A 17,658-nucleotide genomic window follows, 5' to 3' on the forward strand; every position below is an offset into this window, starting at 1 on the left:
AAAAATAGAATTATCATTATGAACATTCCTCAAGAATTAAAGTACAGCAAAGATCACGAGTGGATTAAAGTAGAAGGGAACACAGCAACAATCGGAATTACTGATTTTGCACAAGATCAATTAGGTGATATCGTTTACGTAGACATTTCATCACAAGAAGGTGATGATATTGCAGTAGGTGAAGCCTTTGGTTCTGTTGAAGCAGTAAAAACAGTTTCAGACTTATTTATGCCTGTTTCTGGAAAGTTGATTGCAGTCAATGAAGATTTAAATGGAGAGCCAGAAAAAATCAACTCTGATCCTTATGGAGATGGATGGATCATAAAAATCGAAGTGACGAATCCTTCCGAATTAGAAGATCTTTTAGATGCAGAAGGTTACCAAAGCATTGCTGGATAAAAAGAGCAGTTTCCTAGCCAAATCAATTTTTGTCGCTTATTCCCTCTTTCTAGGAATCGCAACGTTGATTCCCACCTCTGTCTTGAGTTCTGGGAAGAAATCTTGGCTATCAAACATAAATTTTGAAAATGGAGACAAAGTGGTTCACGCCGCTTTGTTCTTCATTTTTTCTTTTTGTTTCTATTATTCAGGATGGGCAAAATCCAAAATTTCTTTGCTTCTAATTCCTTTTATTCTTGGAATTTTAATCGAATGTTTACAAGGTTTATTAGGTTGGGGTAGAACCTTCGATGTATGGGATATTCTAGCCAATTGCATTGGATCTTTGCTCGCTTTTTGGGCCATCCAATTTATTTTCCAATCCAAACACAACCGTTCAACAAAATTTTAAAAATTAAATCTCATTTCAATGAAGAAACTTTCCTTGTTATTTCTTCCTTTCTTTGGCTTATTTGCTCAAATTCCTTCTTATTATGATGGAATTGATTTCACACAATCGCCAGCTGAATTGGAAGTAGATCTTCGAAATCTTGTCATCGCGACACATACCTACGAACTTATTTATACACCCGAAGTTTGGGATGCTTTAAAATTGTCAGATCTCAATCCAGATAATCCCGAAAATGTCTTTTTAATTTATGGTCAGGATGATAGTTCAGAAGATTCAAGATATCATCGAACGCGTGACAAAGATGAATCTTGCCATACCAATTCATGTGCAGGAAAATGGGTGAGAGAGCATGTTTTTCCAAAATCTTTGGCGGTTCCGTCCTTTGATGTGGAAGGACCCGGAGCAGATGCTCATGCAATTCGACCGATTGATAGCCAAATGAACCAAACTCGGTCCAATCGTAAATTTGTCGAGGGTTCTGGTTTTTCATCGATTAATTCACAAGGATATTTCTATCCGGGAGACGAGTGGAAAGGAGACGTTGCGCGTATGATGATGTACATGCACATTCGTTATGCTAGTCGTTGCAAAGCAAGTTTTGTTGCCACTAGCTCTACAATCCATCATCCGGAAATGCCCGATATATTTTTGAAATGGAATGCAGAAGATCCGGTTTCAGAACACGAACTAGTTCGAAACGAAGTCTTGCAAAATCGTCAAGGAAATCGAAATCCATTTATCGATAATCCTTATTTGGCCACCAAATTATGGGGAGGTGAAGAAGCCGAAAATACTTGGGAAGAATTATCCAATCAAGAATTCACTGAAAAACGAACCGATGTTTATCCCAATCCTAGTAATGGGAAATTCCAAATTTCCACTTCTAGAAAAATTGAAAAATTGGTTGTTTACGATCTTTCAGGAGGATTGATTGAGGAATTTCAATCAAAAGAAAATTCTCAAGTTGATTTAGAAGGAAAACCCGATGGAACCTATATTTTGGTCATCAACTACCAAGACCGAACAAGAGAAACCAAAAAGATAATTCTTCAAAAATAAATTCTAAAAACCTTTGCAATCATCAGTTTCAAAGGTTTTTTTTATGCGCTAAAATTTGCACCTTTGCATTCAAAATTTAGTCAAATGGCCATTCAAAAACCGTCCATTCCAAAAGGAACCCGAGATTTTTCACCCGAAGAAGTATGCAAAAGACAATACATTTTTGACAAAATCCGTCATCAATTTCAATTGTTTGGCTATGCGCCTATTGAAACTCCTTCGTTTGAAAATCTTTCGACTCTTACCGGAAAATATGGGGAAGAAGGCGACCGTTTGATTTTTAAAATTCTCAATTCTGGGGATTATTTTGTTCAATTGAAAATTTCAATCAAAGAATATTTTAAAATCTTATATAGTTCTGCATTTTATTATATTGTGAAAAATAGCATAGATGATAATATAGACTATACTGAATTCTATAAACATTTTAAATCTGATTCAAATATAAATTCGCAAAAAAGGTTTTATGAATCTGATTTTATAAATATCGATAACTTAAGAATTAGAGAAATTTTCGAAAATGAAATGAATTCTATATTAAAAGAAGCCTCATTTAATTCATATATAGTTAATACTTACAATGAAAATAAGGTTTCAGATTTCATTGATTTTAAAGAATCAAATTATGTGAAAATTTTAATGGAAAGTTCATTTTTGACATTTTTCTCAGAGCTTCCTTCAAATACATTAACTTCCCAAATCTCCGAAAAAGCGCTTCGCTACGATTTAACGGTGCCTTTTGCACGTTACGTCGTACAACACCAAAACGAAATCAGTTTGCCATTTAAGCGCTACCAAATGCAACCCGTTTGGCGTGCCGATCGTCCACAAAAAGGTCGTTTCCGTGAATTTTATCAGTGCGATGCCGATGTTGTAGGAAGTGATTCGCTTTTGCAAGAAGTTGAATTGGTGAGTTTGTACGATTCGGTTTTCAATGAATTGGGAGTTGGCGTAGAAATTCACTTCAACAACCGCAAAATCTTAAGCGGATTGGCTGAAGTCGCCAACATATCAGACAAATTGATTGACTTTACCGTTGCTTTGGACAAATTGGACAAAATCGGGGAAGAGAAAGTCAAAGAAGAAATGCTTCAAAGAGGAATTTCGGAAGAGGCGATTCAAATTCTTTCGCCTTTGTTCCAAATGTCGGGTGATTTCCAATCCCAATTAACTTCCCTAACTTCGATTTTAAATTCTTCCGAAATTGGAATGAAAGGAATCGAAGAAGTTCGTTTTGTGTTTGAGAAAATCCAGAAATTAGGCTTAAAATCTTCTGATTTGGTGTTGAATTTAACCCTTGCACGCGGATTGGATTATTATACAGGAGCCATTTTGGAAGTCAAAGCCAAAGGTGTTCAATTGGGGTCCATCGGTGGAGGAGGTCGCTACGATGATTTGACTGGAATCTTTGGATTGAAAGGATTGTCAGGAGTGGGAATTTCTTTTGGTTTGGACCGAATTTATTTGGTTATCGAAGAATTGAATTTATTCCCAGAATCGATTCAAAATTCATTGGATGTTTTGTTCATCAATTTTGGTGAAGCAGAAGCCGACAAAGCAATGGAACTGTCTATGCAATTACGTTCCAAAGGAATTCGTTGCGAGGTTTATCCAGATGCTGTCAAAATGAAAAAACAAATGCAATACGCCGACAAAAAAGCGGTGAAATATGTGGTCATTATTGGCGAAGAAGAATTAAATGCAGGAAATGCAACCTTGAAAAACATGGTTTCAGGTGAACAATCTACTTTGAAGTTTGAAGAGTTGGTCAATTCTCTCGACATTTAAATAGTTCTATAGAAGTTTTCAAAGTGTATTTTTCAAAGTTAACAATCGTATTTTTCAAAGTTGAACACCGTATTTTTCAAAGTTGACAATTGTATTTTTCAAAATTAACGTATATTTGATTTTCCAAATAACTGAATATGAGTGTCAAGCGGACGATCAAAAAAGAACTTGATTTTTATTGTGAAAAGTATCCCGTTCTGGCTATAACGGGGCCTCGACAATCAGGTAAAACAACGTTTTTGAAAGAAGAATTTCCAAATTACCGATATGTGAATTTGGAAAATCCAGACATTCGAAACTTTGCAGAATTTGACACCAAAAATTTTCTTTTGGAATATGATCAATATGTCATTTTGGATGAAGTCCAACGAGTTCCAACTTTATTTTCGTATTTACAAGCCAAGGTAGATGAAGATAAAATAATGGGTCAATACATCCTTTCAGGATCCCAAAATTTTCATTTGATGCAGAATATTTCCCAAAGTCTAGCAGGGAGAGTCGCATTGTTTAAGCTTTTTCCGTTTGATTTTAGTGAAATGCAATCGGGAGGATTTTTATCAGACGATTATGCCGTAAACCTCCAAAGAGGATTTTATCCCGCAATATTTGACCGAAATATTCCACCCAAAACTTTTTATTCCAATTATATTCAAACCTATGTGGAGCGTGATTTGACTGAGATTTTAAATGTGAAAGATTTGAAATCTTTTCGAAATTTTGTTTCATTGTGCGCTTCTCGAGTAGGTCAATTATTGAATTTGAATTCTTTGGCAAATGAATGCGGAATTTCACAACCAACTGCCAAATCCTGGATTTCGGTTTTGGAAAGTAGTTATATCATCTTTTTGTTACAGCCTCATCATTCCAATTTCAATAAGCGGATAACCAAAAGTCCTAAATTGTATTTTTACGATCCAGGATTATTGAGTTTTTTACTGAAATTAAATGATCCAAAAGATTTACTATTGCATCCGTTGAAAGGAAGTTTGTTTGAAAACTTTGTGATAGCTGAATTTATTAAAAACAATTACCATCAAAACTTAAATCGTGATTTTTGGTTTTGGAGAGATGTTCAAGGACACGAAGTAGATCTGATTTGGCAGGATACGCCCAAATTGAATATTCTGGAAATAAAAGCGACTCAAACGATAATGACCGATATGTTCAAAGGTTTGACTTATTTCGAAAATTTAGCAGGTGATTCGATTCAATCCAAAACTTTGATTCACACAGGAGATTTTTCCCAAAAAAGAGAATTGGGCAATTTGGTGAGTTGGGAGAAGATAGATGAAATTTAACTTATTAGATACCCCTTGTGTATTTTAAATAATTTGAGTTTTTAAACTGTTGATATTTCGGCCAAAGTATTCCTTATTAATGAATTGAACAATTGTCAGTGCGGTAATTTTAGCCAAAATACGAGTTTTAAAACCGTCAAAAGTTTTCGCATAATTACGTCTGATCATAAACTGGTCGCAAAGCTGAGAGAATAGCGTTTATTCATTTGTTGTTATTTTATATTTTGGAATTCATGATATGCTTCGCAATTCAATGCGTTTTCTATATTTTTTGAAAAGATAATATTGAGGTTTGTAGTCTTTTTGATTGATTCTTTTAGGCGTTTCTAATTCAATATTGACTGATTCAAACAAATCAATCTGTATTTCTGATGAAAGATATCCTTTGTCGCCAAGTAGCACACAATCTGATAGTTGATTTTTTATGTCCTTTAGAAAGTGGATATCGTGAACCGATGCAGGACTTATGTCCACGCTTTGAAAAACTCCACTTACAGAACATACTGCGTGAAGTTTGTATCCATAAAAAGACATTTGCTGCGAGGCACAGAAACCTCTGTTTGGAAAACAATAATCTTGCTCTTTGCATATCTTAGAACGTGAACTTCTTGCTATCTTACATATTTCCAGCGGCATACTATCCACAATAAAACAATCTTCAAACTCATTAAATTGTTGTGCTAATTTCAGACGAATTTCATTGATTTCAAAAGCCAATTTCCTTTTTCTACGGTTGTAAACACTGCGTTCTATTTTAGTTTTGAGTGAAGTAGGGAGATTTCTAAACAAATGATTTTCACTGTCAATACCCATAAATTCTGCTGTCAGAGCTAAACTTATCAATTCTAAATCTTTCATTTGAGGAGATCTCCTTTGGTAACTCAAAAGTGTATCAGATGATATTTTTCTCAATACTTCCAAAATTGACTACGTCGAACCACTCCGTTAGGTTTCTTTCGTAATTTGCAATTAAGTTGTTCATTGTAAATGTTTTATGACAAAAACAATTTACTGATTTTCAATCAGATGAACAACTTTTTTATCCTAATTCAGAATGTACAACAGGTTATTAATTTTGGTTCAAATACCTTGAATCGTTAAATAAACCTTAAACTTTAGCGAAAATTTTTATCTTTGAGATTGCTCAAAAGCAGATTGACAAAGATGAAAGCGAAATTATTTCTTATTTGTGCACTTGTTGCCTTTGCATTACAAGCACAAAAAATCACCTTAGATGGAATTTGGGGTGGAAAATATCGAACCAATATGTTATGGGGAATTTCCTCCATGAATGATGGCGAACATTATACCATCCAAGAACAAAACGGGATTTATCAGTATTCCTATGCTTCTTTTGCGAGTGGTAACGAATCCAAAAAATTGGTCGTTTCGGGAGCTTATGATGCCTACGAATTTAGTTCCGATGAGAAATTTATTTTGGTCGCAACCGATTCCAATCCTATTTACCGCCATTCCTTTTCTGCCAATTGGAAGGTGTACAATGTCGCAACCAAAAATTTCACACCCATTTTTGATGGGAAACCTGTTCAGGAACCGACTTTTTCTCCCGATGCAAAAAAGGTTGCTTTTGTGTTTGAAAACAATATTTACATCCAGAATTTAGCAGACCAAAAAATAACGCAGGTCACAACCGATGGTGCTAAAAATAAAGTGATCAATGGAATTTGTGATTGGGTATACGAAGAGGAATTTGGATTTGTGAGACATTTCGATTGGAATGCTGACGGAACAAGTTTGGCTTTTGTTCGTTTTGACGAATCCCAGGTGCGTGAATTCTACATTCCTATATATGAGAACAATTTGTATCCGTACGAAATGCGATTCAAATATCCGAAAGCAGGGGAAGAAAATTCCAAAGTGAGCTTGCATTTGTATGATTTAGCTTCAGCAAAAACTTCCACCGTAAATGTAAGTTCGGTTGAAAATTATTATATCCCAAAAATTGAATTTACTTCAGAAAAAAATACATTGGCAGTTTTGACGTCCAATCGTCATCAGAACAAAGTCGATGTGAATTTTGTCAACATTACCAATGGGAATTTGACCAAATTATTTACGGAAACGGACAAAGCATGGATTGAAACCGATGATTTTACGTTGGAATTTTTAGATGACAACAGTTTCATTTGGACTTCTGAGCGTGATGGAAACCGACATATTTATCATTACGATAAATCAGGAAAGATTAAAAATCAGATAACCAAAGGAGATTGGGAAGTCACGAATTATTATGGATTCGATCCAAAGGATAAAACTGTTTATTTTCAAGCCAATCAATTCAAGGGTAAACGAATTTCAACTGAAAAACATATTTACAAAATCAATCTAGATGGTTCCAAAATGGAAATCTTGAACAAGAAAAATGGAACGAATTCAGCTGATTTTAGTAAGAATTTCCGCTATTTCATTTTGAATCATTCTTCCGTTACAGAGCCAACTTCGTTTGTGTTAGCCGATGGGAAAACGCAGAAAGAATTGGGCGTAATTGTCGATAATTCCTCTTTACTTGGAAGATTAAAATCAGACAATTTCGGAACCAAAGAAATGTTCACCTTGAAAACAGAAATTGGAACAGAATTGAACGCTTACATCATCAAACCGAAAGATTTCAATCCGAAAAAGAAATATCCGGTGATGATGTATCAATATTCAGGGCCTGGTTCGCAAGAAGTAAAAAATGCTTGGATGTCTATGAACGATCAATGGCATTTCTTATTGGCTCAAGAAGGTTATGTTGTGGTAACGGTTGACGGACGTGGAACCGGTGGAAAAGGAGCTGCTTTCAAAAAGCAAACCTATATGGATTTGGGTAAATTGGAAGTTGAAGACCAAATTTTGGCAGCCAAAGCAATTGCAAAATATGATTTTGTAGATGCTTCGAGAATCGGAATTTGGGGTTGGAGTTATGGTGGATATATGTCATCCAATTGTTTGTTTAGAGGAGGAGATACCTTCAAAATGGCCATTGCAGTTGCGCCTGTGACCAATTGGAGATATTATGATACGGTTTATACAGAACGTTTCATGCGTACACCACAAGAAAATCCTAACGGATACGACAAAAATTCTCCGATTACCTATGCCAACCAATACAATGATCAAAAACAAAAATTCCTATTGGTTCATGGAACAGCAGACGATAATGTCCATGTTCAAAACGCGATGGATTTAGCTTCGGCTTTGATTCATGCCAACAAACAGTTTGACATGATGATGTATCCAGACAAAAACCATGGGATTTATGGAGGAGCAACACGTTTGCAATTGTATACGTTGATGACGAATTACATCAAAAATAATTTATAAGAGAAACTAAAAAACTAATAATATAAAACGATTAAAATTTAACATATATGGTTGAGGACAAAGGTTTAGTAAATCATCTCAGTAGGTTAGGGATAGATGATAAAATGGTCAATGGGCATCCTGCGGGATTGTTTGTTTTGTTTTTCACAGAAATGTGGGAGCGTTTTAGTTATTATGGAATGCGTGCTTTATTGACGCTTTTCTTGGTAAGTACATTGGCCGATGGTGGATGGGAATGGACTCGTGAAGATGCGATGAAATTATATGGATGGTACACTGGATTGGTGTATTTAACTCCTCTGATTGGAGGAATGATTGCTGACCGTTTGACCGGATTTAAAAAGGCCATTTTGTTAGGTGCTCTAATCATGACGTTGGGTCATGCTTCAATGGCTTTGGAAGGTTTTAACAAGAACTTCTTTTACTTAGGTTTGGTGTTTATGATTTTGGGTAATGGTTTGTTTAAACCGAATATTTCTTCGATGGTTGGAAATTTATATCCAGATTCAAGCTCAAAGAAAGACGCAGGTTACACCATTTTCTACATGGGTATTAATGCGGGTGCGTTCTTAGGAATGTTGTTATGTGGTTACATCGGTGAGAAAATCGGGTGGCATTACGGATTTGGTTTAGCGGGAGTTTTCATGTTCTTCGGAATGTTACAATTTTATTTCGGACATAAAATCTTCGGAATCATTGGTGAATCTCCAAAAGAAGTAAAAGCTTTCCAAGCTGAACAAGCAAAAACAGAAGAACCTGTTGAGGAAGTACCAAGTAACATTGTGCGTGATCGTTTGATTGTCGTAGCAGTATTAATGTTGGCAAGTATCGTTTTCTTCTTATCGTTTGAACAAGCAGGTGGTTCTATGTCCATTTTTGCTTTGGATTATACCCAAAGAGTACTTGACGGAAATGCGGCGACTACTTTTAAATGGGTCGATATGATTTTGACAATCGTTCCTATTGGGATTGTTACCGTGGTTTTGTATGCTTTGGCTAAGAAAATTTACAAACAATATCCGCTAACAATTATATTTACAGCTATCTCCTTTGTCATCATTTGGGGATTAGGATTGTGGAAAATTTTCAGAGAATTCAATTCAGTTCAAACAGAAGTTGCAGCTTCTTGGTTCCAAATTCTAAACTCATTCTTCATCATTGCATTGGCTGGGTCTTTCAGTAAATTCTGGGAAAAAACTTGGAATCCTTCTGGACCGGTAAAATTTGCTTTGGGATTAATTCTAGTCGGAATTGGTTTTGCTGCTTTGGCGTATGGAGCTTCCGATATTCCGCAAGGAGCGAAGACAGCTTCTGTTAGTATGATTTGGTTGATCATTGCCTATTTCTTCCATACAACCGGAGAATTATGTTTATCACCAGTCGGATTATCCTATGTGTCGAAATTATCTCCTAAAAAATTCTTGGGATTATTATTCGGATTCTGGTTCTGTGCTTCTGCAATTGCAAACTTCATTGGAGGATTCTTAGGATCTACCATTGATTCAATTGTAGAACAACATTCCATGTCCTATTTCTTTATGATTTTCGCAATCATTCCAGCGATTACAGCTGTATTGTTGATTGTATTTAATCCAATTTTGAAAAAAATGATGCACGGAATAAAATAATCAAGGATAATACTATATTATTTATAAATTAGCGAGGATGTTTTCGAAAGAAAGCATCCTTCTTTTTTTACTAAATATGAATACATTAGAACAAATTCAAAATTTCGAAGGAAAATATCCCAAACAGATTTGGTCCTTATTTTTCTCCGAAATGTGGGAACGCTTCTGTTTCTACGGAATGCGAGGGATGCTCGTGTTCTTTATGATTGACCAATTAAAATTCGAAGAAACTACCGCCAATTTGCAATATGGAGCGACACAAGCATTTGTGTATGCGTTTACGTTTGTAGGTGGTTTGTTTGCCGATAAAATTTTAGGATTCAGGAAATCGCTTTTCTGGGGCGGATTGTTAATGATTGTGGGAAGTTTAATTCTCGCCACCGATCCGAAACAATTTTTCTTCTTAGGAATTGCTTTCACAGTCGTTGGAACCGGATTCTTCAAACCGAATATTTCCACAATGGTTGGGAAATTATACCGAAACGATGATTCACGAAGAGATGCAGGATTTTCCTTGTTCTATGCGGGAATCAATTTAGGAGCGCTTTTGGGTGGTTATTTATGTATTGCCATTGGAAAAGGCGAAATGTTATCAACCGTAATTCCAGAAGGAGCTAGATGGAATGTAGCCTTTGGATTGGCTGCCGTTGTGATGGTCATCAGTTTGATAAATTTCGTTTTGACCCAAAAGAGTTTAGGGCCAATTGGTTTACAACCTCAGCAAATTCTATCAGATGGTTCGGTGAAACCCTTTGAAATGTGGAAAGAATATGGCGTATATGTCTTGACGTTGGTTTTCGTTCCTATCATTATGTTGATGGTGGCAGTTCCTGAGTATACCGACTATTTTATGTACACTATCGGACCTGTTGTTTTGATTTATTTGTTCTTCGAAATGTCCAAAGTAACTTCAGCTGAACGTAAAAAATTATATGCAGCTTTGGTTTTCATCATTTTCTCGATTTTATTCTGGGGAATTTACGAACAAGCAGGTGGATCCTTAAGCATCTTTGCTGCGAAGAATTTGAACAAAGATTTATTGGGCTTAGATCCAAATGGAGTCAACAATTCTGCGGGAGCTTTCTTCATTATTTTCTTAGCGCCTTTGTTTGGGTTGTTGTGGATTTGGTTGAGTAAAAAACGAATTGAACCCAATACCGTCGTGAAATTTGGTTTAGGATTTATCTTCTTAGGTTTGGGGTATTATGTGTTGTTTGCAACTCGTTTGTTTGCAGACTTACAAGGAGTAACTTCTTTGAATATCTTCACGATTGCTTTATTGGTCATCACCTTTGGTGAATTGTGTTTGTCACCGATCGGTTTGTCCATCATGACGAAATTATCGACCGACAAATTACAAGGGATGATGATGGGATTATGGTTCTTGGCAAGTGCATACGGACAATATGTTGCCGGAATCATCGGAGCCAATATGGCAACAGCCAAGGAAGGTTCAACCAATTATGATGCATTGATCGCGTATACAGAAGGATACAAACAATTAGGAATTTACGCATTAATCGCGGGTGTTTTGTTAATTATCATTGCGCCTCAGGTTAGAAAATTAATGCAAGAAGTTAAATAAGAATTAAAATTTAAGTAAAAAATATGGCTGATAAAGAGGAATTGTTTTCGGAAGCGGATTTTAAAGGGGGAAAAAAGTCGTTCAGACAAACCGTTGGTTCGTTAAACAAAAATTATTGGATAGCCTCCATTATGGAGCTATTTGAACGTTGGGCTTGGTATGGTATTTATGGATTATTTGGATTGTATTTGGTAGGATCTACCGATGCAGGTGGTCTTGGTTTTGATCATATCCAAAAAGGTAATATTACAGGTGGAGTGGTTGCAATTTTGTATTTACTGCCACTTTTCTTTGGGGTGATTGCCGATCGAATTGGGTATAAAATTTCCTTAACAATTGCCTATATTTTACTCATTGTCGGCTATTATATGATGGGCGAAGTGCGTACCTATTCCAGTATGTATTTAGTTTTCCTATTGGTCGCAGTTGGAGCTGCCTTTTTTAAACCGGTAGCCTCCGCCATCGTCGCACGAAATACCGACGAAACTACAGGAACGATAGGATTCGGGATATTTTATATGATGGTTAACATCGGAGGTTTTATTGGGCCTTCAATGTCTTCGTATTTACGTACAGAATTTGGTTGGAAATTGATGTTTATCCAAGGAGCGGTAGTCATTACCATCAATTTAATCATTTTGTTATTGTTCTATAAAGAACCAAAAGTTGAGAAACCAAAAGATTCGATTGGGAAAGCTATAATTGATTCCTTACTTGGAATATTTCATGCTTTAAAAGATGTTCGTTTGGGAATTCTATTATTGTTGATGGTCGGATTTTGGACGATGTTCAACCAATTGTTCAACACACTTCCAAATTTTATCGAGGATTGGGTGAATTCATCTGTGGTCAGCAATTGGATCAATGCCAATATGCCATCAGGAATTGCTAAATTATTAACAGATGGTGCACAAGTAAAACCTGAGTGGTTTACCAATATTGATGCTTTGATGATTATTTTCTGCCAAATATTTGTTTCCTATTTTGTAACCAAAATGCGTCATATTTCGGCTGTAATTCGCGGAGCAATTATCGCAACAATCGGGATTGCTATGTCCTTTTACTTCGGAACGGTTTGGTTTGCGATTATTGGAACCATGATTTTCTCGATTGGTGAAATGATGTCAAGTCCAACGGTTTCATCGTTCATCGCTTTGATTACACCCAAAGGAAAAGAAGGTTTGTACCAAGGAACCTATTTCTTACCTGTAGCAGCAAGTTATTTTGTGACACAATTTATTTCAGGTAATTTGTACCAAGCATGGTCCGACAAACTTTCTTTGTTGAAAAAAGAAATGACCACGCGAAATATTGCAATGCCTGAAATTGTTTCCAAGGAACAATTCGTAGAAGAAGGTTCGAATGCCTTTGGGATGAAATTGGCGGATTTTGAAAATCAATTCAATTTAAAAGCAGAAGAAATCAATTGGGATCAAGTAAAAACTTCTGTTTCAGAATTTGCAGCTCAAAAAAATGTGGATGTTTCAGGAATTCATTTTCCATTCTCAAAAAATGAATACTTCCAATTGGCAGAACAAAAATTAGGAATGGATCATTGGCAAATGACCGAAATGTTGTGGAATACCTACGAACCCAATAAAATTTGGTTGGTGATTGTTGGTATTGGTTTGTTCTCGGTTGTGTCGTTGACAATTTATGATCGCATGATTATCAAACCAATTGAACGTAAAAACAAAGCGAATTCTGCAGAAAATTAAGGAATTGCTAATAAAATCTTAAGAAAAAGCCCGTAATATTTAAAAACGGGCTTTTTTATTGGGAAAATCTTATTATTTTCGACTTTTCTAAAAAAGAGTATTATGCAAAGTCAACAAGATTCATTCTTTGATTCCAAAGTTCTGGGACATCCGTCCGGTTTATTTGTATTGTTTTTTACCGAAATGTGGGAACGCTTCTCCTTTTATGGGATGCGTGTCTTGTTGATTCAGTTTTTAACTGCGGCAGTTATCGGAAGCAATCCTGGTTATGGTTGGGATGTAGTCGATGCGACTGCTTTGTACGGTACCTATGCAATGTTATTGTACGTAACGCCAATTTTTGGTGGTATGATTGCCGATAAATATACCGGATATCGTTGGGCCGTAGTGATAGGTTCGATTATTATGACGCTCGGTCACGGATTTATGGCCTTGAATGGAATTAATTTCTTCTACCTCGGTTTGATATGTTTGGTCATTGGTACAGGTTTCTTTAAACCCAATATGACGTCAATCCTTTCTGAAATGTACAAGAAATTCCCAGAGAAGAAAGACGGTGCTTACACCATTTTCTACATGGGAGTAAATGCTGGAGCCTTCTTTGGAATGATGTTATGTGGGTATCTAGCAGAAAAAGTTGGTTGGCACTGGGGATTCGGATTGGCTGGTATCTTCATGTTATTGGGTACTTTACAGTTCTGGTTAGCCAAACCATTGTTTGGAAAAATTGGAGAGATTCCGAAAAAAGGTGAAAAAACAGAAGCTGAACAGAAAGAAATGTATGGAGAAGGTGAGAAGCCAAATCCATTTACAACGCTAGATATAGCCTTGATTGTGATTATGACAATCTTAGGTTTAGGATATGCATTCAACGATCCTTTGAGCAAAATTGCCGATATTAATTTGTTCCCATTTGAAGTGGGCAGACTTTCAGGACAGAATTTTGGTGCGTTATTGGCCCTTGTTTTATTCTTCTTTGTAGTCATCAAACGTATGGCTGGTTATACCAAAGTGGTTCGTGATCGTATGATTGCGGTTATTATTTTCGCAGTCTTTGTCGTATTCTTCTGGATGTCGTTTGAACAAGGAGCGTCTTCTTTGGTGGTATTTGCTCGTGACAATATTGATCGTTCATTGGAAGGAACAACCAAAACTATTTTTGACATTGTCAATGTCTTATTGACCGTTGTTCCCTTGTTAATCATCACCTATGTTTTATTCTTATTGAAAAAACGAACTTGGAACAAAATTCCAATGTCAAACGTTGTGTTAGCGATTTGTTTCATTGGAATTTGGGGAGTTGCCTTGTGGATGTTAAACCGTGAATTACGTTCAGAAACTTCTGAAATTACGGTTTCTTTCTTCAGTACCTTAAACTCATTCTTCATCATTACATTGGCATCCTTTGTATCGAGAATTTGGGATTCCAAATACAATCCACCTGCAGCCTTTAAATATGGTTTAGGATTGATCATTATGGCATTAGGTTTCGGAGCATTATTTTTAGGAACGAGTGGCGTAGCCGAAGGAGTGAAAATCAGTTTCATGTGGTTGGTAGTGGCTTATTTATTCCATACGTTAGGAGAATTGTGTTTATCACCAGTTGGACTTTCATATGTTTCGAAATTGGTTCCAGCAAGAATGATTGCCTTCATGTTTGGTATGTGGTATTTGGCCGTTGCGATTGGAAATAAACTGGCTGCATTGTTAGGAGGACAAATCGAAAACATTACAAAAGAATATTCACTATCACATTTCTTCTTAATCTTTACAGTTGTTCCAATTGTAATGGGATTGATTGTTATGTCATTACACCCGCTTTTGAAGAAATTGATGCACGGAGTAAAATAATGGCTAAATTTGCTTGATATAAAAATTCATTCATGAAAAATAAGGTTGTTTTAGGGTTAATTGGTTTGCTTTTCACGGTAGGTTTAGCTGCGCAGGAAATCAAATGGTTAACCCTTGAACAAGCCGATTCGGAATTGAAGAAAAATCCGGACAAACCTTTGTTCATCGATTTTTATACAGATTGGTGCGGATGGTGTAAAAAAATGGATGCATCCACTTTCAAAGATCCTGAAGTGGTGAAATACCTCAATGAAAACTACATCAACGTGAAATTTGACTCCGAATCCAAAGAAGATGTCAAGTTTCGTGGGAAAACCTATCAATACGTCAACATCCCAAATAGCCGTAAAGGTGTTCATGCCTTTGCGTATTTCTCTTTACGTGGAAAACTGTCCTATCCGGCTTATGCTGTGATGAATCCTCAAGGCCGCATGGAACGACTTCTTTTGGGTTATATGACCAAAGAAAAATTATTTGACGGTCTTACTGCAACCGAATAATTTTTGCGCCCATTTCATGGGTTCTCCAAAACTCTTTATTGGTTTGTCCTAAATGATTGGGATAATTAGATCCATCCAACATGAATTCTGTTTGGTTTGAAATGGAATCCATCAATAGTTTCGAATTCGATTGAATCAAGATGAAATCTACATCAGATGTGATGTGCCGATAATTCTCATTCATAACCAAAAATTTCCTTTCTTTAAATACAATCAAATTATGGGATTTACCATAAAACGAAAGTTGAGGTTCATGCATTTCAAAAAATCGGATTTCTTTTATGTTTTCTTTGATCGAATAGGATTTCAATAGGTATTTCTGAAGGTTGACAGTGTCCGAAATATTTTGAACATATACATCCATTTCCTTACCATTTCGAACGCCAATCACGGAGTTTTTGTATTGGTGAAATACGATGATTTCCTTTTTTGCATTCAATTCATGAATTCGAATGTGGCGCTGAATTTGAAAAATAAAAAGAATGGAGATCAGTAGAATGATTGGTTTGAATTTGGGTTGAGTCAGAATGAATTTCAACAAAACAATCATAAGAAGTAAGAGAATGACTTCCCAGAATTCAAAATGGATTCGTTCGAAAATGAGAAAATCAAATCCTGAGAGCCAATCCATGTATTGATTGCATAGTTCAATAAATTCATTGAAAACGATTATCCAAAGTGGAAAGATCAAGTTCAATTCAATCAAAAGAATACTGATCATACCTCCAGCAATCATCAGATTGGACGCTAAAATCATCACCAAATTTCCAGCGAGAAACAAACCCGAAGTTTGATGAAAATAATAAGCTGCAATCGGAAAAGTTCCCAATTGAGCCGAAATGCTTGTTCCAACAAATCCAATGGTATATCGACTTGTTTTGGTTTTGGGACGAAATAGTTTCTGATAAACAGGATGTAAATACACAATGAAAAATACCGCCGAATAACTCAATTGAAATCCAATGTCAAAAAGGAAATTGGTGTTGATACATAATAGAACCAAGGCCGTAACGGCCAAAGTATGGTAGATGTTGGGTTTTCGTTGAAGGGTATAGGAGCCATGAAATACGGTTATCATCAAGGCAGAGCGTAAAATGGGTGGTTGAAATCCTACTAACAAAACATAGGACCATATTAAAATTAAACTTGCTAAAATTCGGATAATTCGGCCATTTTTCAAATAAATCAGGGGATATAACAACACGTAAAACATTGTGTACACAATCATGATATGCAATCCTGAAACCGACAATATATGAACGACTCCCGTTTTGCGATAGGTTTCTTGCACTTCATCATCCATTTCTGTACGATCACCCAAAATCATGGCGCCAATGATGTCTGCACTGTTTTTCGAATAGGATGATTCTTGTAATTTTTGATGAATATTTCGCTTATAGGACGATGTGAAATGCCAAAAGGAATTTCCTTCTTGAAGATGGAAATTTGGGTCAAGAACGAAACTGACATACCGAATCTTTTGTCGTTTTAAATACTGGGAATAATCAAATTGATGCGGATTTAAGGCTTTAGGACTTGGTTGAATTTTGGCGTTTACCCAAACTTGATCAGAAGGATGAATCATGGGGAATTCTCGTTTCCAATACAAAAGCAGATTGGTTTGAGCAATTTTGATAGAATCTATGGAGATGATTTTCGCTTTGTATTTTCGGTATTTTTCAGAAGGTTTGTAAACCTCTTCAATTTCCAATTGTATCCAATTTTCAGTTTCCTGAAATATACTTGGAATAGGAGTAAACCGATTTTGAGTTTCGGCCAAAAAGAATCCAATTCGAATGAATAAAACAAAAAATACCAGAGTATATCTACGTCGATAGATGAAATAGCCAAGTAGAAAAACATAGAAGAAAACAAAGAAAAAAGACAAAGCTTGATTGAGCTGATAATTTGGGAGGTATTCAGCTAACAAAATCCCCAATACGAGACCGCAAAGAGGTAAGATGAAGGGTTGGTTTTTCATCTTTTTTGGTTTAAGTCTTCCTAAGATACAAAAAAAACGAGGCTGTCTCAAAAGTGAGATAGCCTTTTTTATAAATAAAAAAAGGAAAGCCAAAGCTTTCCCAATTGAAGCAATTTTAGTAAATTGCTTTGTG

12 protein-coding genes and 1 pseudogene are annotated in these 17,658 nt (G+C 35.9%); 11 read left to right on the forward strand and 2 right to left on the reverse strand.

What is annotated here, in order from left to right; genetic code table 11:
* The first annotated feature begins 18 nt into the window (after positions 1 to 18).
* The 5 genes from gcvH (at position 19) to ABID46_RS09360 (ending at position 4,935) form a co-directional block, all read left to right on the forward strand.
* Positions 19 to 399 (forward strand): glycine cleavage system protein GcvH, encoded by a 381-nt coding sequence (gene gcvH / locus ABID46_RS09340; RefSeq protein WP_354509383.1) that lies wholly within the window; start codon positions 19 to 21, stop codon positions 397 to 399.
* Positions 368 to 790, forward strand: a complete 423-nt coding sequence (locus ABID46_RS09345; RefSeq protein WP_354509385.1) for a VanZ family protein — start codon at positions 368 to 370, stop codon at positions 788 to 790. Before gcvH ends, ABID46_RS09345 begins: the two co-directional genes overlap by 32 nt.
* Before the next feature lie 18 nt (positions 791 to 808).
* Positions 809 to 1,849, forward strand: a complete 1,041-nt coding sequence (locus ABID46_RS09350) for an endonuclease (protein ID WP_354509387.1) — start codon at positions 809 to 811, stop codon at positions 1,847 to 1,849.
* A gap of 84 nt (positions 1,850 to 1,933) precedes the next feature.
* Positions 1,934 to 3,637 carry a histidine--tRNA ligase gene (gene hisS, locus ABID46_RS09355; RefSeq protein ID WP_354509409.1) on the forward strand — a complete coding sequence of 568 codons (1,704 nt, stop codon included), beginning with the start codon at positions 1,934 to 1,936 and terminating at the stop codon, positions 3,635 to 3,637.
* 137 nt (positions 3,638 to 3,774) lie between these two features.
* Positions 3,775 to 4,935 carry an ATP-binding protein gene (locus ABID46_RS09360; protein ID WP_354509389.1) on the forward strand — a complete coding sequence of 387 codons (1,161 nt, stop codon included), beginning with the start codon at positions 3,775 to 3,777 and terminating at the stop codon, positions 4,933 to 4,935.
* Between the two features lie 24 nt (positions 4,936 to 4,959).
* Here the strand turns inward: ABID46_RS09360 and ABID46_RS09365 are convergent.
* Positions 4,960 to 5,917: pseudogene (locus tag ABID46_RS09365) on the reverse strand (IS982 family transposase).
* A 182-nt stretch (positions 5,918 to 6,099) separates the two neighbouring features.
* Here ABID46_RS09365 and ABID46_RS09370 point away from each other — a divergent pair.
* The 6 genes from ABID46_RS09370 (at position 6,100) to ABID46_RS09395 (ending at position 15,544) form a co-directional block, all read left to right on the forward strand.
* Positions 6,100 to 8,262, forward strand: a complete 2,163-nt coding sequence (locus ABID46_RS09370) for a S9 family peptidase (protein WP_354509391.1) — start codon at positions 6,100 to 6,102, stop codon at positions 8,260 to 8,262.
* 47 nt (positions 8,263 to 8,309) lie between these two features.
* Entirely contained in the window at positions 8,310 to 9,890 is a 1,581-nt protein-coding gene (locus ABID46_RS09375) for a peptide MFS transporter (protein ID WP_354509393.1), read from the forward strand.
* Positions 9,891 to 9,966: 76 nt separating this feature from the next.
* Positions 9,967 to 11,475: a peptide MFS transporter gene (locus ABID46_RS09380; RefSeq protein ID WP_354509395.1), complete on the forward strand. Its 1,509-nt coding sequence runs from the start codon at positions 9,967 to 9,969 to the stop codon at positions 11,473 to 11,475.
* A gap of 23 nt (positions 11,476 to 11,498) precedes the next feature.
* Positions 11,499 to 13,193 carry an MFS transporter gene (locus ABID46_RS09385; RefSeq protein WP_354509397.1) on the forward strand — a complete coding sequence of 565 codons (1,695 nt, stop codon included), beginning with the start codon at positions 11,499 to 11,501 and terminating at the stop codon, positions 13,191 to 13,193.
* A gap of 102 nt (positions 13,194 to 13,295) precedes the next feature.
* Entirely contained in the window at positions 13,296 to 15,044 is a 1,749-nt protein-coding gene (locus ABID46_RS09390) for a peptide MFS transporter (RefSeq protein WP_354509399.1), read from the forward strand.
* Positions 15,045 to 15,076: 32 nt separating this feature from the next.
* Positions 15,077 to 15,544 carry a thioredoxin family protein gene (locus ABID46_RS09395; protein WP_354509401.1) on the forward strand — a complete coding sequence of 156 codons (468 nt, stop codon included), beginning with the start codon at positions 15,077 to 15,079 and terminating at the stop codon, positions 15,542 to 15,544.
* On the opposite strand, the gene ABID46_RS09400 is transcribed toward ABID46_RS09395, so the two are convergent.
* Entirely contained in the window at positions 15,528 to 17,525 is a 1,998-nt protein-coding gene (locus tag ABID46_RS09400; RefSeq protein ID WP_354509403.1) for a ComEC/Rec2 family competence protein, read from the reverse strand. The two genes, ABID46_RS09395 and ABID46_RS09400, sit on opposite strands and share 17 nt — an antisense overlap.
* Between the last annotated feature and the right edge of the window lie 133 nt (positions 17,526 to 17,658).

The organism is Moheibacter stercoris (genome assembly GCF_040545805.1).
GTDB lineage: Bacteria > Bacteroidota > Bacteroidia > Flavobacteriales > Weeksellaceae > Moheibacter > Moheibacter stercoris.